A 24,007-nucleotide genomic window follows, 5' to 3' on the forward strand; every position below is an offset into this window, starting at 1 on the left:
CCGATGCCTCGTTTCCTTGCCGTACTGCTCGCAAGCGCGGCGCTGGCCGGCTGCACCGTCGGGCCGGATTACAAGCGGCCCTCGACGCCGGGCGTCACCGCGAACTGGGTCGAGGCCGGCACGCCCGGCGCGGTCGATCTGGCGTGGTGGAATCGCTTCGGCGATGCGCAGCTTTCGGCGCTGGTCGCGCGCGCGGTCGAGAGCAGCCCGGATCTGGCGGAGGCCGAAGCCCGGCTGGCCGAGGCGCGCGCCAACCGCGATGCGGTGGCGGGCACGCGCCTGCCGTCCGTGACGGCCAAGGGATCGGCGACCGAGAATGTGCTGAGCCGGAACGGGCAATTGCCGATCGGGCAGATCCCGGGATTCCAGCGCGAGTTCCGGCTGTTCGACGGTGGCTTCGATGCGAGCTGGGAGATCGACCTGTGGGGCCGCCAGGTCCGGCAGGGCGAAGCGGCGGCGGCGCGCGAGGATGCCGCGCTGTTCGCGCGGCGTGACGTGATGCTGTCGCTGGTCGCCGAGGTGGCGCGCAATTATCTCGATCTCCGCAATGCGCAGGCCGTGGTCGCCACGACCAAGGCGACGGCGGAGGCGGATGCCGATCTCGCGCGGCTGACCCGGCTGCGGTTCGCGGCGGGCGAGGCCTCGCGGCTCGATGCCGAGACCGCCGAGGGCGCTGCCCGGGCCAGCGCCGCTGCGGTGCCCGATGCCGAGGCAAGCGCGACCGCGGCGGCCTATCGAATCGCTGTGCTGGTCGGGTCGACGCCCGAAGATGTCGGCAAGATGCTGCGCGCGCCCGCGCCGCTGCCGGCCAGCCCTGACGAGATACTGGTCGGGCTTCGTTCGGAATTGCTCGAACGCCGCCCGGACGTGCGCCGTGCCGAGCGCGAGCTCGTCGCCGCCACCGCTGACATCGGCGTCGCCACCGCTGACCTGTTCCCGCGCTTCAGTCTGTTCGGCAGCCTCGGCCAGCAGGCGCGCAATCCCGGCGACCTTTTTTCCGGCGACAGCACGCGGCTTCAGATCGGCCCGAGCATCTCCTGGCCGATCTTCTCCGGCGGCATGATCCGCGCGCAGATCCGCGCCGCCGATGCGCGCGGGCAGGGCGCCGCCGCGCGTTATGAGAAGGCCGTGCTGGGGGCGCTGTCGGACAGCGAGACCGCGATCAACCGTTTCCTGAATGCGCGGATCGCGGCGCAGGAAGCGGGCGCGGCGCTGGACCGCGAACGGGCGGCCTTCTCGCTCTCCGAGCGGCGCGTGGCCAGCGGCGAGGACGACCGGCTGGCGCTGGCGCGCGGGCGCAAGGCAGTGCTGGTAGCGGAACGGCGCGAGAGCGACGCCGCGGCACGCAAGGCGCAGGCAGCGGTGGCGCTGTTCAAGGCGCTTGGAGGCGGGTGGAGCTAGTGCGCGTCGACCGGTGCCGGGCTCGCCTGTTTCGGCGGACGGCAGAACGGCACCATCACCAGCGCGGCGATGAACAGCCAGGCCATGATGCGGAACACGTCGTTGAACGCCAAGGTCAGCGCCTCGCGGCCGACGACGCGGCCCATCACGGCCTCCGCCATCAGCAGCGCACGAGCGGGATCGGGTGTCATCTGCTGCATCATCCGCGCGAGGTTGCCGAGCGTATCGGTCGCGATCCGTGACGAGGCGCCGAGCGACTCGCTGATGCGCAGCGCGTGGAGGCGCGTCATGTCCTGCAGCCAGGTGGTGACCAGCGCGATGCCGATCGCACGACCCAGGTTGCGCATCAGGTTGAACAGGCCCGAGGCGTAGCGCAGTTCCGGCCCGGCAAAGCCGTTGAGCGCGAGGCCGACGCTGGGGACAATACACAGCATGATCGCGAAGCTGCGCACTGCCTGGGGCACGAGCAGGGCGGCGAAGCCCCAGTCGGGCGTCATATAGGAGAAGAGCCACAGCCCCGCGGCGAACAGGCCGAGGCCGAAAGTGATGACGATGCGCTGGTCGATGCGCTGCGAGAGGGCCGCGGCGATCGGCACGCCGCAGAGTTGGACGAGGCCGGCGACGAACACTGTGGTGCCGATCTCATTGGCATTGTAGCCGCGCACCCGGCCGAGGAAGAGCGGCACCAGATAGGTGCCGGCATAGAGGCCGAAACCGATCACCAGGTTGAACACGCAGGCGAAGACGAAGGTCGGCTTGCGGAACGGGGAAAGCTTCACGATCGGGCTGCTCGAGCGGAAGGAGCGTTCGAGGAACAGCAGGAAGGCAATGAACGCCACCCAGGCGGCGGCGGCGATGCTGGTGTCGCCGAACCAGTCGTTCTTCGGGCCTTCCTCCAGCACATATTCGAGGCCAGCGAGGAACACCGCCATCGACGCGAGATGGACCCAGTCGATCCGCTTGAGCATCGACAGGTCGGCGCGGTCGACCCTGATGACCGAAAGGGCGAGGATGGTGACCAGCGTGCCGGGCAGCACGTTGACGTAGAACACCCAGCGCCATCCAGCCGCGTCGGTGATCCAGCCGCCGAGCGTCGGCCCGAGCGTCGGCGCAAGCACGGAGACCATGCCGAGGATCGCGGGGATCATCGCGCGCTGCTTGCCGGAGAACATCGCGAAACCGGTGGCGAACACCGTCGGGATCATCGCGCCGCCGACGAACCCCTGCAGCGCGCGAAAGGCGATCATCGATTCGATGCTCCAGGCGAGGCCGCATAGCGCGCTGGCCACGGTGAATAGGCCGGCGGAGAGCGCGAACAGCCAGCGGGTCGACAGCGACTGGGCGAGGAAGGCAGCGAAGGGGATCATCACCAGCTCCGCCATCAGATAGGCGGTCTGGACCCAGCTGATCTCGTCGGGTCCGGCAGACAGGCCGGCCTGCACTTCGTTCAGCGAGGCGGCGACGATCTGGATGTCGATCAGCGCCATGAACTGGCCGAACGCCATTACCCCGAAGATCAGGAATTTCCGCGCGTCGGGCAGCGCCATGGGATCGATCGGCGCACCGACGGCAGAGGTGGATGACATCGGTACTTGTCCTTGGGCTTGCCCCTGGCGGCCTTTATATTATATGCGTCATATAAAGGAGATCGACAAGGCCATGCGCTACGACAGCGATCACAAGAGCGAGACCAGGCGCCGTGTGCTCAAGGAAGCGGCCCGTGAAATCCGCGCCAAGGGCCCGGGCGGCGTCGCCGTTGCCGGCATCATGGCGCGGGCGGGGCTCACCCATGGCGGTTTCTACGCGCACTTCGAATCGAAGGACGCGCTGATCGCGGCGGCGATCGAGGCGATGTTCGAAAGCGCCGGGCGCCGGTTCGATGTGACCAAGGCCGCGAGTGACCCGCAGGGTGCGCTGATGGCCTATGTCGATTTTTATCTGTCGACCGGGCATCGCGATTCGCGCGAATATGGCTGCCCGCTGCCAGCCTTGTCCGGCGATCTCGCGCGGCTCGACCCGGAAGCACGGGTGCGCTTCGGGCAGGGCGTGGCCGGCCTGACCGGACGACTCGCGGCGTTGCTGGGCGGGCACGGTATCGCCGACCCGGAGAGTGCGGCCGCATCGATGCTGGCCGAGATGGTCGGCGCGGTGACGCTGTCGCGCGCGGTCGCCGACGCCGCGCAGTCCGATGCGATCCTCGCCCGGGCACGGCGATCGGTGATCGAGCGCTTCGGGCTGGAGAAGGCGCAATGACCGACATTGGCGATCGTGCCGCGATGAGCGGCATCGAACAGTTGCGCGCGATACTCGACACGAGCCGCCAGCCGCCGATCGGCGAGACGCTGGGGTTCTCGCTGGTCGAGATCGAGGAAGGTCGCGCGGTGTTCGAGGGCAATCCCGATCACCGGGTCTACAACCCGATCGGCAGCGTCCATGGCGGCTATGCCGCGACCCTGCTCGATTCCGCCTGCGGCATCGCGGTGCATTCGAAGCTGGCGCCGGGGCAGGGCTATACGACGCTCGAGCTGAAGATCTCCTATGTGCGCGGCATGACGGTCGATACGGGCGTGGTGCGTGCCGAAGGGACGGTGATCAGCATGGGGCGCCGGGTGGCTTTTGCCGAGGCGAAGCTTACCGATGCGGCGGGCCGGATTCTTGCGACCGCCACCTCCACCCTGCTGGTGATCTCGTCATGAACATGGCCGCGACGATCGATGTGCCGGTCGAGGCGACGCAGCGCCGCAGGATCAGCCGCAACCCGCTGATCGCCGCGGCGATCGCCATCCTGATCGCGGTGGCCGGTGTGGCCTGGCTGCTTTCGCCGCGCACGGTGGAGAGCACCGACAATGCCTATCTCAAGGCCGACAGCAGTTCGGTCGCGCCCAAGGTCGGCGGCCTCGTGTCGGCGGTGCTGGTGCGTGACAACCAGGCCGTGAAGGCCGGCGATCCGCTGGTGCAGATCGACGCACAGGAATTCGACGCGAAGCTGGCGGCGGCGCAGGCGGCGGTGGCGGATGCCGATGCGGGTGTCGCCACCGCGCGGGCTGCGCTGGCGGGGCTTGGCGCTGATGAAGGCCTTGCTGCCGCGCAGGTCCGTGCGGCGCAGACCTCGATCCAGTCGGCCGATGCCGAATATAGCCGTGCCGCCGCCGATCGAGTCCGCTTCGAAGCATTGGTGGCGCAGGGTTTCGCCACGCGGCGCGATATGGAACGGGTCCGCGCCACCGCGATCGGCGCCCAGTCGGCGCGCGAGCGCGTACTGGCCGATCGCGACGTGACGAGCGAACAGGCCGCGGTGACTCATGCCCGCCGCCCGGTGCTGCTGGCGCAACTCGCGCAGGCCGAGGCCGCCGCCCTGCGCGCGCGAGCCGCGCTCGAGCTGGCGCGGCAGGATCAGGGTCATACCGTCATCCGCGCGCCGGTCGATGGCGTGGTGGGCAATCGGCAGGTCCACACCGGCGATTTCGTTCAGCCTGGCTCGCGGATGCTGACCTTGGTGCCCTCTCAGGCGCTCTATGTGGTCGCGAACTTCAAGGAGACTCAGACCCGGGCGATGCTTCCCGGCCAGGCGGCGACGATCAGGGTCGACGCGCTGGACGGGGATCGCCTGACCGGCAAGGTCGAGAGCTTTGCGCCGGGCTCGGGGTCGGAATTCACCCTGCTGCCGTTCGAGCCGGGATCGGGCAATTTCACCAAGATCGTCCAGCGCGTGCCGGTGCGGATCAGGCTCGATCCGGGTCAGCCGGCGGTGGCGCGCTTGCGGCCGGGGCTGTCGGTGACCGCGAAGGTGAGCTTGCGGTAACTTCCGCGACCCATTCCAACTCCATCGTCACCCCGGACTCGTTCCGGGGTCCATCTCTCCTCTCGCGACGGCAGTGCTTGTTGCACGATGGATGCCGGAACAAGTCCGGCATGACGGAGGAAGTGGTCAAGCCCCGATCAATTCCCGCCCGATCAGCATGCGCCGGATCTCGTTCGTCCCGGCACCGATATCGAGCAGCTTCGCATCGCGCAGGAAGCGTTCGACCGGCCAGTCCTTGGTATAGCCGGCGCCGCCCAGCGCCTGGACTGCCTCGCCAGCGACGCGGAAGGCGTTCTCGCTCGCCAGCAGGATCGCGCCGGCCGCGTCGAAGCGGGTGGTCCTGCCGCTGTCGCACGCCCGGGCCACTGCATAGACATAGGCGCGGGCCGAGTTGAGCGCGACATACATGTCGGCGACCTTGGCCTGCATCAGCTGGAACGCGCCGATCGGCTTGCCGAACTGTTTCCGCTCGCGCAGGTAGGGAATCACTACATCGAGGCATGCCTGCATGATGCCAAGCTGGATGCCCGCGAGCACGGTGCGCTCGTAGTCGAGGCCCGACATCAGCACGCCGACACCGCCGTTGAGCGGGCCCATGATATTCTCTTCGGGCACTTCGCAATCGTTGAAGACGAGCTCGGCAGTGGGGGAGCCGCGCATGCCCATCTTGTCGATCTTCTGGCCGATCGAGAAACCGGGCATGTCCTTTTCGATCAGGAACGTGGTGATGCCGCGGCTGCCGTCACCGGTCTTGGCATAGACGACCAGCGTGTCGGCATAGGCCGCATTGGTGATCCAGAACTTCGTGCCGTTGAGCACATAGCCGCCCTGCACCTCGTCGGCGCGCAGCTTCATCGAGACGACGTCGGAGCCGGCCCCCGCCTCGGACATGGCGAGGCTGCCGACATGCTCGCCCGAAACCAGCTTGGGCAGGTATTTCGCCTTCTGCTCGGGATTGCCCCAGCGGCGGATCTGGTTGACGCAGAGGTTGGAATGGGCGCCGTAGGAAAGGCCGATCGAGGCCGAGGCACGGCTGACTTCCTCGCAGGCGATGACATGCTCGAGATAACCGAGCCCGAGACCGCCATATTCCTCCTCGACGGTGATGCCGTGCAGGCCGAGCTCGCCCATGGCGGGCCACAGCTCCCTGGGGAACCAGTCCTCGGCATCGATCTTCGCGGCCAGCGGCGCGATCTTCTCGCTGGCGAAGCGCTGCGTCACGTCGCGGATCATGTCCGCATTCTCGCCAAGGGCGAAGTCCAGCGTCATGTCCATACTCGTCTCTCCTGAAACCTGTTGGCTGGCGCTGTAGCGCCCCGCAATCGCCCGCGCCAGCATTGCACCGGTGCGGCGAACACGCCTAGGCTTGCGAAAAATGCGGGGAACGAGATGCGCAGCCTGTTCAGATTGAAGACGATCGTCGCGGCGGAGGACCAGCCGGAACCGCATCGCATGGCGCGGACACTTTCCTGGCCGCATCTGGTCGCGATGGGCGTCGGCGCGATCGTCGGCACCGGCATCCTCACCCTGATCGGCGTCGGCGCGGATCGCGCCGGTCCCGCGGTATTGCTCAGCTTCGCCGTTGCCGGCGCGATCTGCGCCTGCGCCGCGCTCTGCTATGCCGAGATGGCGACGATGATCCCGGCCTCGGGCAGCGCGTACACTTATAGCTATGCGGTGCTGGGCGAGATCCTCGCCTGGTTCGTGGGGTGGAGCCTGATCCTGGAATATTCGCTGGTCGTATCGACCGTCGCCGTCGGCTGGTCGGGTTATGCGGTCGGGTTCCTGAAGGGGCTGGGCATCATCCTGCCCGACTGGATGACGCACGGGCCGACTCTGATGACGGAAGGCGGCATGCATCTCACCAATACGGGCATCAACGTGCCGGCGATCCTGATCATCGCGGTGGTCGCGGGGCTGCTGATGCTCGGCACGCGGGAGAGCGCGCGGATCAACAGCGCGCTGGTGATCCTGAAGATCGCGACGCTGACCCTGTTCGTCGCGGTGGCGCTGCCGCATTTCGATCCGGCCAATCTCCACCCGTTCGCGCCGAGCGGCTTCGGCAGCGTGCCGGACGATCACGGCGTGAAATATGGCGTGATGGGCGCCGCGGCGATCATCTTCTTCGCTTTTTACGGCTTCGACGCGATCTCGACCGCGGCGGAGGAAGCGAAGAATCCCGAGCGCGACCTGGCGATCGGCATCGTCGGGTCGATGCTGGCCTGCACGCTGATCTATATCGTCGTCGCGGCGGCGGCGGTCGGGGCGGTGCACTATACGGTCTTCTCGAAAAGCGCCGAGCCGCTGGCGCTGATCCTGCGCGAGCTGGGCAGCGGCGGCGTGGCGACGGTGGTCGCGGCTGCGGCGGCGATCGCCCTGCCGACGGTGCTGCTGGCGTTCCTGTACGGGCAGAGCCGCATCTTCCTGGTGATGGCGCGCGACGGCTTCCTGCCGCCCTCGCTGGCCGCGATTTCGAAGCGTGGGACGCCGGCGCGGATCACGGCGGTGACGGCGGTGTTCGTGGCGATCCTGGCGGGGCTGCTGCCGCTCGACGTGATCGCGTCGCTCGCCAATGCCGGGACGCTGGTGGCCTTTGTCGCGGTGGCGGCGTGCGTGCTGGTGTTGCGGCGGCGCAGCCCCGATGCGCGGCGGCCGTTCCGGACGCCGTTCGCCTGGGTGGTGGCGCCGGGCGCGATCCTCGGATGCTGCTATCTGTTCATGAGCCTGCAGCATGTGACTCAGATGTCGTTCCTGGTGTGGAACGGGGTCGGGCTGCTGGTGTATTTCCTCTACGCGCGGGCTCGGGCGGTGGAGGGGCTGCGTTAACGACCATCGTCATGCCGGACTTGTTCCGGCATCCATTCATCCGCGAGCGCTGTCGCTACTGATACGCGAGCCATCGCCAAGAGGAGGGATGGACCCCGGAACACGTCCGGGGTGACGGTGTGGTTGGGGATCGCGATGGGGAAGAGCGGCCATGCGAATGCCGCTCTTCCACGGCCGGAACCTCGCCTCTTGACTCAACCCGTACAGACCAATGCCGCGATCTCGTCGCCCGAGGGCTGGTCGCTCATCGGTTCGATGAACGGCTTGGCCGGGTCGGCTTCTCGCGTACCCGTCTGGACCCCGTTATTGTAGAGCGCGACGCGGCCGAGCATCAGCATCTTGCTTGGGCAATCGAGCACGGCGTCGGCGACCGCCATATGGGTGTCGCCGACCTTGCCCAGGCGCAGGCGGAAGGCGCGCTGTGCGCCCGCCGTCTTGATCGACCCGGTCTCGATGGCGCTCGAATAGCCGTCGGCCGTCACGAACTGCTTCCAGTCCTCCGCCGCCGCGACGGGCGCGGCGGCGATGGAGAGGGCGAGCGACCAGACAATCGCCTTACGCATATGTCACTTCCTCAGGCAGCCAGCTTGCGCAGCACATATTGCAGGATGCCGCCGTTGAGGAAATATTCTAGCTCGTTGATCGTGTCGATACGGCAGCGCGTCAGGAAGGTTTCGGTCGTGCCGTCGGCGCGGGTGAGGATCACTTCGACATCCTGGCGCGGGCGGATGTCCGCGACGTGCTGGATGGTGAAGCTCTCCGAACCGTCCAGAGCCAGGGTCTGGCGCGTGATGCCTTCAGCGAACTGCAGCGGGAGCACGCCCATGCCGACCAGGTTCGAGCGGTGGATACGCTCGAAGCTTTCGGTGATGACCGCGCGGACCCCGAGCAAGTTGGTGCCCTTGGCCGCCCAGTCGCGCGACGATCCGGTGCCATATTCCTTGCCGGCGATGACGACGAGCGGCGTGCCGTCTGCCTTGAAGCGCATCGCGGCGTCGTAGATCGGCATGATCTCGCCTTCATACTTCGACATGCCGCCTTCGACGCCGGGGACCATCTCGTTCTTGATGCGGATATTGGCGAAGGTGCCGCGCATCATCACGTCATGGTTGCCGCGACGTGCGCCATAGCTGTTGAAGTCGGCGCGGCTGACCTGATGCTCCTGCAGATAGGTGCCGGCCGGGCTGTCCGCCTTGATCGAGCCCGCAGGGCTGATGTGGTCGGTGGTGATGGAATCGCCGAGGATCGCGAGCGGGCGCGCCTCGATGATGTCGGTCACCGGCGCCGGGGTCATGGTCATGCCCTCGAAATAGGGCGGGTTGGCGACATAGGTGGAGCCTGCGCGCCAGGTATAGGTGTCGGAGCCTTCGACCTCGATGCCGCGCCATTTCTCGTCGCCGGCATAGACATTGCCGTAGCGCGAGCGGAACATGGTGTCGTCGATGTTCGCCGCCATCACTTCGGCGATCTCGGCGTTCGAGGGCCACACGTCCTTGAGGAACACGTCATTGCCGTCCGAGCCCTTGCCGAGCGGCGTCTCGACCATGTCCTCGGTCACCGTGCCCTTGATCGCATAGGCGACGACCAAAGGCGGCGAGGCGAGGAAATTGGCGCGCACGTCAGGCGAGACGCGGCCCTCGAAGTTGCGGTTGCCCGACAGCACCGAGGCGGCGACGATGTCGTTCTCGTTGATCGCGGTCGACAGCTCGCTCGCGAGCGGACCCGAATTGCCGATGCAGGTGGTGCAGCCATAGCCGACCAAGTTGAAGCCGAGCGCGTTCAGGTCCTCGGTCAGGCCGGCCTTGTTGAGATAGTCGGTGACGACCTGCGAGCCGGGGGCCAGCGACGTCTTGACCCAGGGCTTGGAGGTCAGGCCGAGCGCGCGCGCCTTGCGGGCGACGAGGCCGGCGGCGACCAGCACCGAAGGGTTGGACGTGTTGGTGCAACTGGTGATCGCGGCGATGACAACGTCGCCGTCGCCGATATCGTCCGGACGGCCCTCGACAGCGGCGCGGACCGGCTGTTCCTTGTGATAGACCTTGAACAGGTCGCCGTTGAACACTTCGTCGACCTTGTTGAGCGAGACGCGGTCCTGCGGGCGCTTCGGCCCGGCCAGGCTGGCCTGGACGCTGCTCATGTCGAGCTCGAGCGTATCGGTGAAGACCGGATCGACGCTGTCGGCATCGTGCCACAGGCCTTGCGCCTTGCAATAGGCCTCGACCAGCTCGACGGTTTCGTCGGGGCGGGCGGTGAGCTTGAGATACTCGATCGTCTTGGCGTCGATCGGGAAGAAGCCGCAGGTCGCGCCATATTCCGGCGCCATGTTGGCGATGGTCGCGCGGTCGGCGAGCGTCATCGAGTCGAGGCCAGGGCCGTAGAACTCAACGAAGCGGCCGACCACACCCTTGGCGCGGAGCATCTGGGTCACGGTGAGCACGAGATCGGTGGCGGTGATGCCCTCGTTCATCGCGCCGGTCAGCTTGAAGCCGACGACCTCGGGGATCAGCATCGAGACGGGCTGGCCGAGCATAGCGGCCTCGGCCTCGATCCCGCCGACGCCCCAGCCGAGCACGCCCATGCCGTTGACCATGGTGGTGTGGCTGTCCGTGCCGACCAGCGTATCGGGGTAGGCGACCGTCGTGCCGTCGCCATGCTCGCCCCAGCTCGCCGAGGACCATACGCCCTGGCCGATATATTCGAGGTTCACCTGATGGCAGATGCCGGTACCCGGGGGGACGACCTGGAAATTGTCGAGCGCCTTGGAGCCCCATTTCAGGAATTCATAGCGTTCGAAGTTGCGGCTATATTCGAGATCGACATTGTCCTCGAACGCCTTGGGCGTGCCGAACTCGTCGACCATCACCGAATGGTCGATGACGAGATGGACAGGGACCAGCGGATTGATCTTCGCCGCGTCGCCGCCGAGCTTGGTGATGGCATCGCGCATCGCGGCGAGATCGACCACGCACGGCACGCCGGTGAAGTCCTGCATCAGCACGCGCGCGGGGCGATACTGGATCTCGCGGTCCGAGCGGCGCTCCTGCTGCCAGTCGATGATCGCCTTCACATCGTCAGTCGTGACGGTCTTGCCGTCCTCGAAACGGAGCATGTTCTCGAGTAGCACTTTCATCGAGAAAGGCAGGCGGCTGATGTCGCCATATTTCTCGGCCGCGTCGGCCAGCGAATAATAGTCGTACGACTTCGAGCCGACCTTGAGCGTCTTGCGGGCGCCGAGCGTATCCTGGCCAATGGCGGTCATCTGGAGCGGGTTCCTTCCCTGTCTGGCCGGGCGCGGCGGGGAGGCGGAAGGTTCCGCGCGGGCGCGCTCCGGGATGTGCGAATGCGAAGAGTCGCGCGGGCCTTAGCAAGAGGGGTTCGGTTGGGGAAGGGTGGCGATGACGATCGGATCAGCCATTGCGCCCGGATGGCGGCGACGCCGTCAGGGTTGAATCGACGCGGTGCGTGTCGGGAATGTCAGTAAGGTCGCTGACATTTTTGTTGCCCCTGACCGTCGGCTGAACTAAGTTCACTTGGTTTAGTCTGGAGGCTTTATGCTCACCGTCAATATCCACGAAGCCAAGACGCACCTGTCGCGCCTGATCGAACGCGCGTTGCGCGGCGAGCCGTTCGTGATCGCCAAGGCGGGCAAGCCGCTGGTGAAAGTGACCGCGCTCGATGTCGTCGAGCCGGCGGAGAAGCGCCGGACCGGGTTTCTAACGGGCATGATCGAGGTACCGGACGATTTCGACACGATGGGCCGGGACGAGATCGAGTCGCTGTTCGAGGGTGGCGCCAGGTGAGGCTGCTCCTCGACACCCATCTGCTGCTCTGGGCGGCGGGCGACCCCGCGCGGCTCTCCGCCGAAGCACGCGGGTTGATCGAGGACTCGCAGAATGTGCCGCTCTTCAGCGTCGCCAGCCTGTGGGAGATCACGATCAAACGTGGGCTCGGGCGTGAGGATTTCCAGGTCGATCCCCGGCTGCTGCGCCGCGGGCTGATCGACAATGGTTATGAGGAGCTGGCGATCACCGCCGAGCACGTGCTGGCGGTCGACGCGCTACCGCCGATTCACCGCGATCCGTTCGATCGCGTGCTGGTCGCGCAGGCGACGGCCGAGGGTGTGACATTGCTGACGGGTGATGCGTTGGTGAAGGAATATGGCGGGGTCGTTGTTGGGGTGTGAGCCTCGCCCTTGTCAAAAATCACTCTGACCCCTTTTTCTCGTTACGGCAGCGTCACCCAGATATCGACGGGCGCGATGAACTTGCCCGGCGCGGGCTTGCCGATATCGACGCGCTGCGCGGTCACGCGCTCGCCCGAGGCGAGGACGAAACCGGCACCGGGGCGCGGCATGCGGCCGAAGGTCATTTTCTGGATGGGGGCGCCGGTGGCGGCGTTCATGATGGTCGCGATGATGCTCATCGCCGGGCGATAGACGCAGGCCGGGGACACTGTCGATGGGGTGAAAACAGGCACCTCACCCGTTCGCCCTGAGCTTGTCGAAGGGCTGTTCTGCCTTTGCCGGAAGAAAAGGGCAGTGCTCCGACAAGCTCAATACGAACGGGGATAACGGCGTCCGGGGCCTCCGGTGCTTACTGAATCGTCTCGTTCGCCGACGCCTCGTCGCGGCGGACGCGGGCGGTCATGCCGGTCGCGTCGGCATCTTCCTGCGTCTGGGCATCCGGATCCGGTGGGGTCTCGCGCGGTGCCTCCACCGTGGCGGAGTTGAGCGTCTCCGGCACGGGCACCTCCTCGGGCACCACGACGTTCACGGTTTCGGCGTTGTCGGCGATATTCTCTGCCGGCGCGGCGGATTCCGGCGTCGACGAGTCGCAGCCGGCCAGCGCCGCGAGCGCTATCAATCCAGCCGCCAAACCTGCGATCTTGCCCCGGTTCATGCTCATGATCGTGTCATCTCCTCGAGTTCAGGCAGAACCAGCCGGCCGGACGACCGCGCCTCGATCTTCGCGGCGAGGGACTTGTCCCAGCCATAAGGGTCGGCACGGAAATTCATCTGGCCGCTCGCGCTGGCGAACGCCGTCCAGTACAGCAAATAGACCTCGACCGGCCGGGTCAAGGTCACGCGCAGCGTCTTGCCCTTCGCCACCTGCGCCGCGATCGCCTCGGGCGGCCAGGCCGGGTCGCCCTTCAACAGCAGTTCGGCGAGCTCGGCGGGCTTTTCCAGTCGCACGCAGCCATGGCTGGCGAGGCGGCTGAAGCTGGCGAACTTGGCACGCGACGGTGTGTCGTGGAGATAGACGGCATAGCGGTTGTTGAAATCGAACTTGAACCGGCCGAGCGCGCTCTGGTCGCCGGCTGCCTGTTGCAGTCGGGTGCCATCGATCACGGTGAACCCGTTGCGCTTGAAATAGCCGGGGCTCTTCTTCTCCTTCGGCCACAATTCCTTCGTCGCGATCGAGGTCGGCACGTTCCAGGGCGGGTTGATCACGATGCTGTTGATGGTCGAGGACAGCATCGGCGTCTCGTCGCCGGGCCGGCCGGTGACCGCCCGCATCGACATGACGGGCGTGTCGCCGTCGAACACGGTCAGCACCGCGGCGGCGATGTTGACCTGAATGCGGTCGCGCGGAAGCTCCTGCGGCAGCCAGCGCCAGCGCTCCAGATTGGCCATGATCTGGTGGACGCGGTCGATCGCCGGCACGTTGAGCGCGGCCAGGGTCTGGGTGGAGACGACGCCCGCCGGGTTCAAACCGTAGCGGCGCTGCGCGCGCTGCACCCCGGCGGCGAGTTCGGCGTCGAAAACGTCGCCGGTGGCCACGACCTGCGAATCCTCCACCGCCAGCCGCTGGCGCAACGCGAGCACGCGCGGCCCCTTGGCGCCGAGGGCGAGATCGGGGCCTGCAGGTACCGGTTGCCAGCCGCCCGCGGCCTCGATCGCGCGGTAATTGGCGAGGCCCTTCAGCAGCCCGTCATAGCCGGCATAAGGTGGTGGGAGGTTGGCGATCCATGAAGCGACCCGGTCGCGCCGGAGCGCGTCCACAAAGCCTGGCAGGGGATCGTAAGGTGGCGGGCGCAGGCCCCAGTCGCTGTTGAAATCGGCGGTGTCGAGCCGGCCGGCATGCACGGCGCGCGCATGATCGAGCACGGCGTGGACAAGAGCATCGCCATCGAGCCTGCCCGGCGCGGCAGCGGGGACGGCGCGAAGACCCTGCGCCATCGCATTGGCATCGAGCATCGCGCGAAGTTGGTCCGCCTGGGCCGGGCTGGGGACCGGCAGCGGCATCGGTGCGGCGGGCGGCAGCAGTTGCTGCGGCGGGGGGACGGTCCGGACGATGGGCGGGGGAGCGACGGTCTGCCCGGCCTGGGCCGGCGCGGCCAGCAGCGCGGGCGCGACCGCCAGGCTGGTGAACCACCGCGCAAACACGCGTCCTTGCCTGTCACCCTTGTCGAAGTCGCGTGCCATCATCTTCCTGTCGTTTCGTGGCGTCGGGGCCATGTGGCACGCCGCTGATCGCCCTAATATGAATGGAATAGGGATTTCCAGTGCAGGCCGCCACCCGTGGCCAACAATGTTTGCGGGCATTGGAGTTTCAAGGCTTGGGAGTCGCAGTTGGTTCCGGGCGGTCGTCGATCAGCCAGCTATGATTCTCGACGATGACCGATTCGACCGGCGTGCCGTCCTCGTCCTTCGACGGCTTGAAGCGGAAGCGTTCCTTGATGAGGCGGCAGGTCGTCGCGTCGAGTTCGGCGTTGCCGCTCGATCCGGTGACGCTGCATTCGGTCACCCGGCCGCTCACCGCGACGACATAGCGCACCGCGACGGTGCCGGAAATCAGCGCTTCCTTCGCGGCGGGTGGATAGTCCGAATCCTTGAGACGGCCGCGGATCCAGCGCGGGGGTGTCCCGCCGCCATCGCCGTCGCCGTCACCCGCGCGGCCGCTGCCGGTGCCGTTTCCTTCGCCGCCCGCGCCCGTGCCGGGACCGGGCACGTCGGACGCGCCGCTCGAGGCCTGGGTGCCGATGCCGGGTTTCAGCGCCGCGACCACCGGCGGCGGCACGGTGACCTGCACGATGGGAACCGGCGCGACGATCTCGGTCGCTTTCGAGCGCAGATTGGCGGGCGACGCGGCGCCTTCGGGTTTTGTGCTCCGGATCGGGTGGGGCGTGATCTTCTCGGGCGGTGGCGGGACGGGCGGCGGCAGCACGCCGAACAAGGTGAGCGGGCTCTCGGCCGATCCGGGCATGCGTACCGCGAGCCCGGCGATCAGGGCGTAGACCAGCAGCCCCATCAGGGCGGCGGCGGCAAGCGCGGCCCTGATCCGGTCATTGGGGCTGGATTGCCGGTAGCTCATGATCATTTGCGGGCTTCCACGGGGAAACAACGATCCTGAACGCAAAAGGGATGAACCCGTGCTTGCCAGTCCTCTGTTCGATCCGCGTCGTTTCTTTTTGCGCTGCAACATAACGGTCACGGCACTGCAACACAGGCGACGCGGTCGGCACCTAGGCGCCCCTGCAACAATAAAGGGGCCTATCATGACGATCCGTTCGACGATTCTCGCGCTCACCTGCCTGCCCGCGCTGGTGATCGCTCAATCCGCCCATGCCCAATCGGCCCAGACACAGTCCGCGCCCGCGATCGATCAGGCCGCGCCCGAGCCAGGCGCGACGGATGACGGGGGCGACATCGTCGTGACGGCGCAGCTGCGCAGCCAGAATGCGCGCGAGGTGCCGATCGCGCTGACCGCCTATTCGGGCCGCTTCCTCGACGAGCTGGGCATCACCGATTTCGAGAAGCTGTCGCGCTACGTCCCCGGCTTCGTCGTGCAGAATCAGTCGCCCAACAATCCCGGCTTCGTCATTCGCGGCATCACCTCGGACAGCGGCAGCGCGTTCAACGAGCCGCGCGTCTCGGTCTTCCAGGACGGCGTCTCGATCTCGAAGTCGCGCGGATCCTATGTCGAGCTGTTCGATCTGGAGCGCGTCGAAGTGGCCAAGGGCCCGCAGTCGACGCTTTATGGTCGCGGCGCGCTGATCGGCGCGGTCAACATCGTCCAGGCCAAGGCCGATCCGAACGAGCAATACGGCTATTTCCGCGCCAGCTACGGCAATTTCAACGCCTATCAGGTCGATCTCACCGCCAACGCGCCGATCACCGATACGCTGGCGATCCGCATTGCCGGCCGGTCGAAGAAGCGCGACGGTTTCTTCGACAATCTGCTGGTCAAGGGCAATGACCGGGATTTCAACTCGGTCGACACCCAGGCGATCCGTGGCTCGCTGCGCTGGGCGCCGGGCAAGCTGACCGTCGACCTGATCGCCAATTATCAGGAAGACCATGCGAACGGCACGCCGTTCAAATCGATCGCCTATAATCCGACCGATCCGGTGACGGGCGCGGTGATCGGCGATCGCGGGCGCAATTCGGGCGCGGCGCTGGCGCCGCAGCCGGGCTTCGAGAACAGCGCGCCGCTGGGTCTCAACCGCACCGTCTGGGGCGCGACCGGCATCGCGAATTACGCGATCGACGATCACTGGTCGCTCAACGCGATGGGGTCCTATCGCCGCTTCGACGCGCTGGAGATATTCGATGCGGACGGCATTTCGCTGCCCGCGCTGACCGCGGCGGAGGACGCCCGCGGCAACCAGACCATGGGCACGCTGCGCCTGAGCTATGACAGCGAGCGGCTGACCGCTTTCGTCGGCGGCACCTATTTCCATGAGGACGGCCTGCAGCGCACGCCGGCCTCGTTCGACGAACGCGTCGCGCTGGCGCGGGTGGCGAACGCGCTCAACGGCGGCGGGCTGATCCCCGGCCGTCCGGCGACCGACCCCGCGCCGATGAGCGTGCTCGGCAATCCGGCCTTCACGTCGCAACTGCTGCGCGGCATCGCCGGCGCGAGCGGCTTCGTGCTCGACGCGGCGACCGCGACGGGCATCGCCAACAATCTCAAGGCGAACCACCTCGAAAGCTCGACCAACTTCGCCCGTACCAACAGCATCGACCTCTTCGCCGATGCGACCATCCACGTCACTGACCGCTTCGATATCGGCGGCGGCATCCGCTACAGCCATGACGACAAGTCGACCGGCATCACCGCGGCGGTGCTGAACGGCCGGTCGATCCTGGGCGGCTTCATCGGCGCGCTGGGCCTGCCCGCGGCGCAGCGCACGCCGCTGCTCCAGGCGCTGGCGCTGCCGGGCGCGGTCCTGAACACGCTGCCGGCCAGCGTCGTGCCCTTTTTCGGCATCGGCCTTCAGCCGACCGCGGCCAATGGCACCCGGACCGACCGGGGCCTGAAGGACGAAGGCCTGACCTGGCGCGCCACCGCGCACTACGAGGCGAGCGCCGACGCGAGCATCTACGCGACCTATGCAAGGGGCCGTCGCCCCGAAGTGCTGAGTGTGTCGGCGCCGGGCGTTCCGTACGGCGCCCCGAATTTCAAGGTCCTGCCGTCCGAAACGGTCGACAGCTATGAGATCGGCGCGAAGACCGCTCTGCTCGATCGCCGGCTGTTCGCCGACGGATCGGTCTATCTGTACAATTACACCAACTTCCAGACGACCGAGCAGATCGGCACCCAGTTCATCCTCACCAATGCCGGCAAGGCGCGGACCTATGGGTTCGAGGGCCAGCTCCGCTATGTACCGTCCGAGGCGCTGACCGTGTTCGCCACCTATGCCTATACGCATGGCCGCTTCACCGAGGGCGCCCGCGACGGCAATCATTTCCGCCTGTCGCCCGACAATGCCGCCTCGGCCGGCTTCGTGCTGAAACAGCCGGTCGGTCCGGTGAAGATCGATTTCACCCCGAGCGTGACCTGGCAGTCGAGCGTGTTCTTCGACGACGACAACGACAAGCCCTCGCTCCAGACCGGCAACCTGATCCCCGATCTGGTGCAGGATGAATTCCAGAAGGGCTATGCGCTGGTCGATGCGCGGCTCGGCGTGGAATCGGCCAACGGCATCTGGCGGGTCGAGGGTTTCGTGACCAACCTGTTCAACCGCAAATATATCAAGGATGCCGGCAATACCGGCGACTCCCTGGGCCTGCCGACCTTCATCGGCGGCGAGCCGCGCTTCTATGGCCTGTCGCTCACGGTGCGCAGCCGCTGAGCGGTTGCGCGGAACCGTGCCGGCCCGTAGCGGTTGGAAATGGCGGGACGCCAACGGGAGACATCAGATGCGGATCGTGACGATCGGAACTGCGGCAATCATGGCGCTCGGACTGTCGGCTTGCGACAAGCATGGCACGGAGGTCGGGGCACCGATCGCCAATGGCGCCGGCGCGACCGCGACCCTGCGCACGGGCACCGGTGCCGATGCCGGCCGGGCCACCGCGCATGAAGTCGCGGGCGGCCTGCGCTTCACCATCGACGCGAAGGGCCTGCCGCCGGGCACGCATGGCGCGCATGTCCATATGACGGGCGCGTGCACGCCGCCCGACTTCGCGAGCGCGGGTGGTCACTGGAACCCGACCGCGATGAAGCATGGATCGATGAACCCGGCAGGACCACATGAGGGCGACCTGCCCAACCTGATCATCGGCACTGACGGGCGCGGCACGATCGGCATCACCATTCCCGGCGCGACCATGGCCGGGCTGCTCGATGCGGACGGCTCGGCGATCGTGGTGCATGCCGCGCCGGACGATCTGATGACCGACCCGTCGGGCAACAGCGGCGCGCGGATCGCGTGCGGCGTGTTCGCGGCGGGATAATTTTTCCTTCTCCCCCTGTGGGAGAAGGTGGCCCGAAGGGCCGGATGAGGGGGAGTAAGGTTCGCGACACGAGCGAGTGTCCCCCTCACCCTTCCGTCGCTTCGCTCCTCCCTCCCTCTCCCACAAGGGAGAGGGACTTTAGATCGCCTCTCCCGCTTCCCGCGCCCAATTCTCGCGATTGGCCTCTGCCTTGGGCACGAGCCGATAGGCCGCGATCGCTGCCGCCAGGGTGATCGGCACCGTCAGCAACAGGGAGAGCACGCCGACCGACAGGCTGCCGCTCAGGGTCGAGACCCGGCCGGCAAGATACGGCCCCATCGCCAGCCCAAGCAGCGTGGTGCCGATGAAGAAGGTCCCCGTCGCCGTTCCGCGCATCCTGGGCAGCACCAGATCCTGCATGGTCGCCGCCGAGGCGCCGAGCGCTGACGCCGCGAGGATCTGTGCGATCGGCAGCATCGTATAATAGAGCCACAGGTCGTGCGTGGTGAAGGCGACCCACACGGCCGGCACCGGGGCGACCGCGCCGAAGATGATCACCATCACGCGGCCATTGGCGAAGCTCCGCCGCAGCCGGTCGGCGACGATGCCGCCGATCGTCACGCCGATGAACCCGCCCGCCGCGCCGCCGCCGCCGATCAGGAGACCGGCAGTGGCGGGGGAGGCGGCGAGATCGCGCAGCGCATGAGGTGCTGCCCAGAAGCTCACGGCATAAGCGATGAAGGCGTTGAGGCCATAGGCCACGACCACGCAGAGAAAGGCGGGATTGCCGATGATCAGGCGGAAGGTCGGCGGATCGCGCCGCTTGAGCGCCGAGGCCCAGGAGAAGACGGCATAGACGCCGATTCCGATCGCCACCCATTGCGGCCAGGGCTCGCCGATCGAGATCAGGCCGAACACGCAGGCGATAATGATCGCCAGGCCGGTCAGGTTGATCAGCAGGGCGCGGGTGCCGCCCCGTGCTGCCCCGATCAGCGTGAGTGGCGGCAAGATGGTGAGCAGTTCTTCGAGGAACTCACGGAACGGGGCGGGGTGGGGCGCCGGTTCCGGCAGCCCTTCCGACGCGCCGCGCTTCGGCTCGCGCAGGGTTGCGATCCACAGCGCGACGAGCAGGCCGGGAATGCCGACGATCAGGAACGCCGCCTGCCAGCCATGCAGGCCGAGCGGCCCGCCCTCGGGCCAGGCCTTGTTCCAGCGCTGCACGATCAGCCCGCCGATGCCGAGCGACAGCCCGCCGCCGACGTACAGGCCAGAGGAATAGATGGCGAGCGCGGTGGCGCGCAGCCGCTTGGGGAAATAGTCCGAGATCAGCGAATAGGCGGAGGGGCTGGCAGTCGCCTCGCCCACGCCGACACCAATCCGCGCCGCCGTCAGCATCGCACCGTTGCGGGCGAACCCCGAAAAGGCGGTCATCGCCGACCAGAGCGCCAGGCCGACCGTCATCAGCCGCACCCGGTTCCAGTTGTCGGCGAGGCGGCCGAGCGGAATGCCGAACAGCGAATAGAACACGCCGAACGCGGTGCCATAGAGAAAGCCGAGATCCTCGTCCTTCAGCCCCAGGTCGCGCTTGATGTCCTCGGCCAGGATCGAGATGATCTGCCGGTCGACGAAATTGAGGATGTAGACGAGGAAGAGGATGCCGAGGACGTACCAGGCATAGGCTGGCGTGCGCGCGGGCGCGCCGGTGGGCGTGGTGGCCATGATCCTCCCCAATTGTTCTTGGGGGCAAGGCTAGCAGAGCGGCGGGGATACGGAAGCCGGATTCGGCTCAGTCGAGCCGCCAGCGCTCCACCACCTCGTATCGCGCGGCTTCGCCGCCGAGATGGCTTTCGAACAGGGTCATGTGCCCGATCGTGAAGCTTGGGCTGGCGAGGCCCGCATGCGTCGCCAGCCAGCGCTCGACTTCGGGGCCGAAGCCCGCGCCACGGCTGATCCGCGCGACCGTGATGTGCGGCAGATAGGCGCGGCCTTCCGGCGGCAGGCCCAGGCGGACCAGTGCGTGATCGACCTTGCGATGGAGCGCGGCGAACGCGTCGTGCGGCGCGACGCCGGCCCAGAGCGCATCGACCCGGCCCTTTTTGTCGAACGCGCCGACGCCCGACAGCGCGACCTCGATCGGCGGCGCATGAACCTGGCCCAGCGCGAGCACGACATCCTCCGCCATACGCCCATCGACCTCGCCAATATAGCGGACGGTCAGGTGAAGTTGATCATCGTCCTGCCAGCGTGCCTGGGGCACGCCGTCCATCGTCGCGGAAACGGCGGCGCGGACCGCGGGAGGCGGGCGCAAGGCGACAAACAGGCGGTGCATGAAGCTGATTTTACCGCACTTCCCGGTATTGTCATCCGCAAGCTGGTCAATTGTAATAAAGTGTTGCTGGCCTCTGCTGGGAGCCCACCGGATTATCTTGAAAACCCCCCTGATAAGGGCGATATTCCCGTTATCCGGTATGATGCCGGGTCAAAGGAGCTTATTCGAAATGGCTAACTGGTCCGACCCCCAATCTGGCGCGACTTCCTTCGCGACGGCAACGGGCGCACGCACCGAGGCGTTTGACGCGGGTCTGCGCCGCTACATGCTGTCGGTCTATAACTACATGTTCTCGGGCATCCTGCTGACGGGTATCGTCGCCATGGGCTTTGCCGCCAGCGGCATCGCCGCGCAGGTGTTCGGCGGCCCGGGTATCCTGAAATGGATCATCACGCTCGCGCCGCTCGGCTTCGTGTTCGGCATGAGCTTCGGCGGCGGGCGGATGTCGTCCGGCGCGCTGCAGGCGATGTTCTGGGGCTTCGCGGTGGCGATGGGCCTGTCGCTCTCGACCATCTTCCTCGCCTATACCGGCACCTCGATCGCGCAGTCCTTCTTCGCGACGGCGGCGGCGTTCGGCGGTCTCAGCCTCTATGGCTACACCACCAAGCGTGATCTGTCGGCGTTCGGCACCTTCCTGATCATGGGCCTGGTCGGCCTGATCGTGGCGAGCCTGCTCAACCTGTTCTTCCAGTCGGGCCCGTTCGCGCTGGTGATCAGCATCGTCGGCGTGCTGCTGTTCGCGGGCCTCACCGCCTATGACACGCAGCGCACCAAGAGCATGTACGCTCAGGTTGCCGGCACCGGTGCCGAGCAGCATGTGGTGATCATGTCGGCGCTGAACCTGTACCTCGACTTCATCAACATGTTCCTGTTCATCCTGCGCCTGTTCGGCAACCGGAACTAGAACGGGGCTTGAACGCTCAGGCGAGAGGCCCGGCGGGGAAACCTGCCGGGCCTTTTGTTTTACCTCCCGCAAAGGACCGCCATGCGCCTCGCGATCGACGTGATGCTCGATTACTGGATCGAAGACGCCGCCGATGTGCTGTTGCTGGTCGAGGCGGCGGCGATGGCGGACCAGCGGCTCGAGCAGCAGGACCTGCGCGTCTATTGCCCCGAGCCGCTGCGCGCGGTGCCGGGCGAGGAAGGGATCGGCCAGCGGACCTGGGCGCGCGGCCAGGGCAATTTCCGCGTGGAATATAAGGCGGTGGTCGCGATCGAGCGATCGGCGATCGATCTCGCATCGCTGGCGCCGACGGCGGCCAGGATGCTGCCGGCCGAGACCGTCGCCTATCTGCTGCCCAGCCGCTATTGCGAATCCGACTCGTTCGAGGGCTTTGTCGAGCAGCAGTTCGGCGGGCTCGAGGGCGGGAAACTCGCCGCCGCGATGCGCGACTGGGTGCGCACCAACCTGACCTATGCCTCGGGCGCGAGCAGTGGCGTGACCACCGCGCTGATGACCTTTGCCGATCGCCGCGGCGTATGCCGGGACTATGCGCATCTCCTCGTGACGCTCGCCCGCGCCGGCGGCATTCCGGCGCGCTGCGTCTCGGCCTATGCGCCCGGGGTCGATCCGCCCGATTTCCATGCGGTTGCGGAACTGTGGCTGGACGGGGCGTGGCATCTGGTCGACGCGACCGGCATGGCCTCCTGCGGCGATCTCGCCCGGGTGGCGGTGGGGCGCGATGCGACCGATATCGCCTTCATGACGGTGTTCGGCCGGACCACGATGAACGAACAGCGCGTCACAGTCCGCCGGATCGACGGCTGAACCGATTCCGGCGTCTTTGGGTCTCATGCGCAGGAACGCATCTGCGGAGTCGTTCGTTCTCCCCTCGTAACAGCCCAGGAGAGTGGCGATGACCGAGGACCAGAAGATAATCGATCAGAAGACGCCTGACAGCCAGGACGTGGCGCCGGGCCATCCCGAGGAGAATCAGGCGATTCATCATCCGCGCCAGGAAGCGGGCCAGGATGCGTCGATCGCCGCGCGCCTCGAGCGCAATCCCGAGAGCAAGGAAGCGCGGCTCGACGCAGCGCTGGACGAATCGATGGACGCGTCCGACCCGCCATCCTCGACTCAGCCCGTGCACAGCCATGAGCCGCCGGCATCCTCCGGCTATGACGCGGCCGAAGAGGCGCGGCTGAAGGAAGAAAAGGCGGGCTGATCCGCACGGATTGCCGGAATGGAATCTTGCCGCCCCCGTCCGCCCCGCGGGCTGGGGTGGCGTTGTTTATGTTGCTTAACTAGCGCACTCCACAGCCGTTTTCGTCGTGCGACGCACCGTTCGTCGCAACCTTTGTTGCATCGCAGCAGAAACTATGATTCGATGCTTAATGCCGGACGACGGCGCGTTAAGGGAGCTGCCAACTAACCTGGCGCATCATCGGCACCGGTTCCACATTTGCGGGGTGGGGTGACGATATGAGTGCAAAGATGAAACCGGCGAATGGCGCGATGACGCTGGCCGAAATGAAGGAATTTGCGAGCTTCAGTTCCTCGACGCAGCGCTATATCCGGCGCTCGCTCGACATTGGCCTCGACCGCGACGATGCGATGAGCCGCTGGTCGCGCGATGTCGTGGAAGCCGCCAGCATCCGCGCCCAGGCGCGCCTTTATGCCCGTCTCCCCGACATTCGGGTGATGATCCCCGATGACAGCGGCCTGGATGCGGTCGAGCCGTTCCTGGCGCCGCTGATGACGGTGACGGCATTCGATCTGGGGCAGGGGCGCCTCACGACCTTTTCCGCCTATCGTTTCCTCTATGAGCGGCTGATCGGCGCCGAGGTGCGGCCCTGGCTGCCCGCGGCCTTCTGCTCGGCGGCGGCATTGCCGCATCTGCATCCCGATCTGCGGCGCAAATTGCTCCAGTCGATCAGCGAAGCGGCCGCGACCGCATCGGGCTGGTCGAACCGCCAGCCTGCCTTCTTCCCCAAATGGGTGGAGAAGGTCGAGGCAGCCGCGCTGCCACACTGAGATCCGCCAAAAAGC

24 protein-coding genes are annotated in these 24,007 nt (G+C 66.8%); 14 read left to right on the forward strand and 10 right to left on the reverse strand.

Annotation, left to right across the window (positions count from 1 at the left end):
- The first annotated feature begins 3 nt into the window (after nucleotides 1-3).
- Nucleotides 4-1,401, forward strand: coding sequence for an efflux transporter outer membrane subunit (locus ACZ1I2_RS09285; RefSeq protein WP_465174317.1), 1,398 nt, complete (start codon nucleotides 4-6; stop codon nucleotides 1,399-1,401).
- On the opposite strand, the gene ACZ1I2_RS09290 is transcribed toward ACZ1I2_RS09285, so the two are convergent.
- Complete coding sequence (locus ACZ1I2_RS09290) at nucleotides 1,398-2,987, reverse strand: DHA2 family efflux MFS transporter permease subunit (RefSeq protein ID WP_465174316.1); 1,590 nt, start codon at nucleotides 2,985-2,987, stop codon at nucleotides 1,398-1,400. The genes ACZ1I2_RS09285 and ACZ1I2_RS09290 overlap by 4 nt on opposite strands.
- 43 nt (nucleotides 2,988-3,030) lie before the next feature.
- Between ACZ1I2_RS09290 and ACZ1I2_RS09295 the strand changes: the two genes are divergently transcribed.
- From ACZ1I2_RS09295 to ACZ1I2_RS09305, 3 genes are read left to right on the forward strand one after another with little or no spacing between them, the layout of a single operon-like run.
- Nucleotides 3,031-3,654: a TetR/AcrR family transcriptional regulator gene (locus ACZ1I2_RS09295; protein WP_465169971.1), complete on the forward strand. Its 624-nt coding sequence runs from the start codon at nucleotides 3,031-3,033 to the stop codon at nucleotides 3,652-3,654.
- Nucleotides 3,651-4,097, forward strand: coding sequence for a PaaI family thioesterase (locus ACZ1I2_RS09300; protein WP_465174315.1), 447 nt, complete (start codon nucleotides 3,651-3,653; stop codon nucleotides 4,095-4,097). The genes ACZ1I2_RS09295 and ACZ1I2_RS09300 overlap by 4 nt, the downstream gene beginning before the upstream one ends.
- Entirely contained in the window at nucleotides 4,094-5,203 is a 1,110-nt protein-coding gene (locus tag ACZ1I2_RS09305) for an HlyD family secretion protein (RefSeq protein WP_465181623.1), read from the forward strand. The genes ACZ1I2_RS09300 and ACZ1I2_RS09305 overlap by 4 nt, the downstream gene beginning before the upstream one ends.
- A 126-nt stretch (nucleotides 5,204-5,329) precedes the next feature.
- Here the strand turns inward: ACZ1I2_RS09305 and ACZ1I2_RS09310 are convergent, their stop codons facing one another.
- A complete protein-coding gene (locus tag ACZ1I2_RS09310) occupies nucleotides 5,330-6,478 on the reverse strand; it encodes an isovaleryl-CoA dehydrogenase (RefSeq protein ID WP_465174313.1) in 1,149 nt (382 codons plus the stop codon).
- Between the two features lie 114 nt (nucleotides 6,479-6,592).
- Here ACZ1I2_RS09310 and ACZ1I2_RS09315 point away from each other — a divergent pair, with 114 nt between their 5' ends.
- On the forward strand, nucleotides 6,593-8,029 hold the full coding sequence (locus tag ACZ1I2_RS09315; RefSeq protein WP_465174312.1) for an amino acid permease: 1,437 nt from the start codon (nucleotides 6,593-6,595) through the stop codon (nucleotides 8,027-8,029).
- Between the two features lie 194 nt (nucleotides 8,030-8,223).
- Here ACZ1I2_RS09315 and ACZ1I2_RS09320 read toward each other — a convergent pair whose 3' ends face one another.
- Nucleotides 8,224-8,592 carry a hypothetical protein gene (locus tag ACZ1I2_RS09320; RefSeq protein ID WP_465174311.1) on the reverse strand — a complete coding sequence of 123 codons (369 nt, stop codon included), beginning with the start codon at nucleotides 8,590-8,592 and terminating at the stop codon, nucleotides 8,224-8,226.
- Nucleotides 8,593-8,603: 11 nt separating this feature from the next.
- A complete protein-coding gene (gene acnA / locus ACZ1I2_RS09325; RefSeq protein ID WP_465174310.1) occupies nucleotides 8,604-11,288 on the reverse strand; it encodes an aconitate hydratase AcnA in 2,685 nt (894 codons plus the stop codon).
- A gap of 292 nt (nucleotides 11,289-11,580) precedes the next feature.
- Here acnA and ACZ1I2_RS09330 point away from each other — a divergent pair, with 292 nt between their 5' ends.
- Nucleotides 11,581-11,829: a type II toxin-antitoxin system Phd/YefM family antitoxin gene (locus ACZ1I2_RS09330; protein ID WP_465169964.1), complete on the forward strand. Its 249-nt coding sequence runs from the start codon at nucleotides 11,581-11,583 to the stop codon at nucleotides 11,827-11,829.
- Entirely contained in the window at nucleotides 11,826-12,212 is a 387-nt protein-coding gene (locus tag ACZ1I2_RS09335; RefSeq protein ID WP_465169963.1) for a type II toxin-antitoxin system VapC family toxin, read from the forward strand. The genes ACZ1I2_RS09330 and ACZ1I2_RS09335 overlap by 4 nt, the downstream gene beginning before the upstream one ends.
- A 41-nt stretch (nucleotides 12,213-12,253) precedes the next feature.
- Here ACZ1I2_RS09335 and ACZ1I2_RS09340 read toward each other — a convergent pair whose 3' ends face one another.
- From ACZ1I2_RS09340 to ACZ1I2_RS09355, 4 genes are all read right to left on the reverse strand, one after another.
- Nucleotides 12,254-12,451 carry a hypothetical protein gene (locus ACZ1I2_RS09340; protein WP_465169962.1) on the reverse strand — a complete coding sequence of 66 codons (198 nt, stop codon included), beginning with the start codon at nucleotides 12,449-12,451 and terminating at the stop codon, nucleotides 12,254-12,256.
- Nucleotides 12,452-12,621: 170 nt separating this feature from the next.
- Nucleotides 12,622-12,933 (reverse strand): hypothetical protein, encoded by a 312-nt coding sequence (locus ACZ1I2_RS09345; protein ID WP_465174309.1) that lies wholly within the window; start codon nucleotides 12,931-12,933, stop codon nucleotides 12,622-12,624.
- Nucleotides 12,930-14,453: a L,D-transpeptidase family protein gene (locus ACZ1I2_RS09350; RefSeq protein ID WP_465177164.1), complete on the reverse strand. Its 1,524-nt coding sequence runs from the start codon at nucleotides 14,451-14,453 to the stop codon at nucleotides 12,930-12,932. The genes ACZ1I2_RS09345 and ACZ1I2_RS09350 overlap by 4 nt, the downstream gene beginning before the upstream one ends.
- A 127-nt stretch (nucleotides 14,454-14,580) precedes the next feature.
- The gene (locus ACZ1I2_RS09355) at nucleotides 14,581-15,348 is read right to left on the reverse strand and encodes an energy transducer TonB (protein ID WP_465169960.1); all 768 of its coding nucleotides are present in this window, start codon (nucleotides 15,346-15,348) and stop codon (nucleotides 14,581-14,583) included.
- Between the two features lie 178 nt (nucleotides 15,349-15,526).
- On the opposite strand from ACZ1I2_RS09355, the gene ACZ1I2_RS09360 reads away from it, so the two are divergent.
- Both ACZ1I2_RS09360 and ACZ1I2_RS09365 read left to right on the forward strand, forming a co-directional pair.
- The gene (locus ACZ1I2_RS09360; RefSeq protein WP_465174308.1) at nucleotides 15,527-18,106 is read left to right on the forward strand and encodes a TonB-dependent receptor; all 2,580 of its coding nucleotides are present in this window, start codon (nucleotides 15,527-15,529) and stop codon (nucleotides 18,104-18,106) included.
- Nucleotides 18,107-18,173: 67 nt separating this feature from the next.
- A complete protein-coding gene (locus ACZ1I2_RS09365) occupies nucleotides 18,174-18,710 on the forward strand; it encodes a superoxide dismutase family protein (RefSeq protein WP_465174307.1) in 537 nt (178 codons plus the stop codon).
- Nucleotides 18,711-18,848: 138 nt separating this feature from the next.
- Here the strand turns inward: ACZ1I2_RS09365 and ACZ1I2_RS09370 are convergent, their stop codons facing one another.
- Both ACZ1I2_RS09370 and thpR read right to left on the reverse strand, forming a co-directional pair.
- Nucleotides 18,849-20,408: an MFS transporter gene (locus tag ACZ1I2_RS09370; RefSeq protein ID WP_465174306.1), complete on the reverse strand. Its 1,560-nt coding sequence runs from the start codon at nucleotides 20,406-20,408 to the stop codon at nucleotides 18,849-18,851.
- A gap of 67 nt (nucleotides 20,409-20,475) precedes the next feature.
- The gene (thpR, locus tag ACZ1I2_RS09375; protein WP_465174305.1) at nucleotides 20,476-21,018 is read right to left on the reverse strand and encodes an RNA 2',3'-cyclic phosphodiesterase; all 543 of its coding nucleotides are present in this window, start codon (nucleotides 21,016-21,018) and stop codon (nucleotides 20,476-20,478) included.
- Between thpR and ACZ1I2_RS09380 the strand changes: the two genes are divergently transcribed.
- The 5 genes from ACZ1I2_RS09380 to ACZ1I2_RS09400 all read left to right on the forward strand — a co-directional run bounded on the left by ACZ1I2_RS09380 (nucleotide 21,013) and on the right by ACZ1I2_RS09400 (nucleotide 23,992).
- A complete protein-coding gene (locus tag ACZ1I2_RS09380) occupies nucleotides 21,013-21,195 on the forward strand; it encodes a hypothetical protein (RefSeq protein ID WP_465181624.1) in 183 nt (60 codons plus the stop codon). The genes thpR and ACZ1I2_RS09380 overlap by 6 nt on opposite strands.
- Nucleotides 21,188-21,922 (forward strand): Bax inhibitor-1/YccA family protein, encoded by a 735-nt coding sequence (locus ACZ1I2_RS09385; protein WP_465174304.1) that lies wholly within the window; start codon nucleotides 21,188-21,190, stop codon nucleotides 21,920-21,922. The genes ACZ1I2_RS09380 and ACZ1I2_RS09385 overlap by 8 nt, the downstream gene beginning before the upstream one ends.
- 81 nt (nucleotides 21,923-22,003) lie before the next feature.
- Nucleotides 22,004-22,786 (forward strand): transglutaminase-like domain-containing protein, encoded by a 783-nt coding sequence (locus tag ACZ1I2_RS09390; protein WP_465169953.1) that lies wholly within the window; start codon nucleotides 22,004-22,006, stop codon nucleotides 22,784-22,786.
- An 88-nt stretch (nucleotides 22,787-22,874) separates the two neighbouring features.
- On the forward strand, nucleotides 22,875-23,183 hold the full coding sequence (locus ACZ1I2_RS09395; RefSeq protein ID WP_465169952.1) for a hypothetical protein: 309 nt from the start codon (nucleotides 22,875-22,877) through the stop codon (nucleotides 23,181-23,183).
- Nucleotides 23,184-23,452: 269 nt separating this feature from the next.
- Complete coding sequence (locus ACZ1I2_RS09400; RefSeq protein ID WP_465169951.1) at nucleotides 23,453-23,992, forward strand: hypothetical protein; 540 nt, start codon at nucleotides 23,453-23,455, stop codon at nucleotides 23,990-23,992.
- The last annotated feature ends 15 nt before the right edge of the window (nucleotides 23,993-24,007 follow it).

Source organism: Sphingomonas sp. BL-S-29, assembly GCF_055521495.1.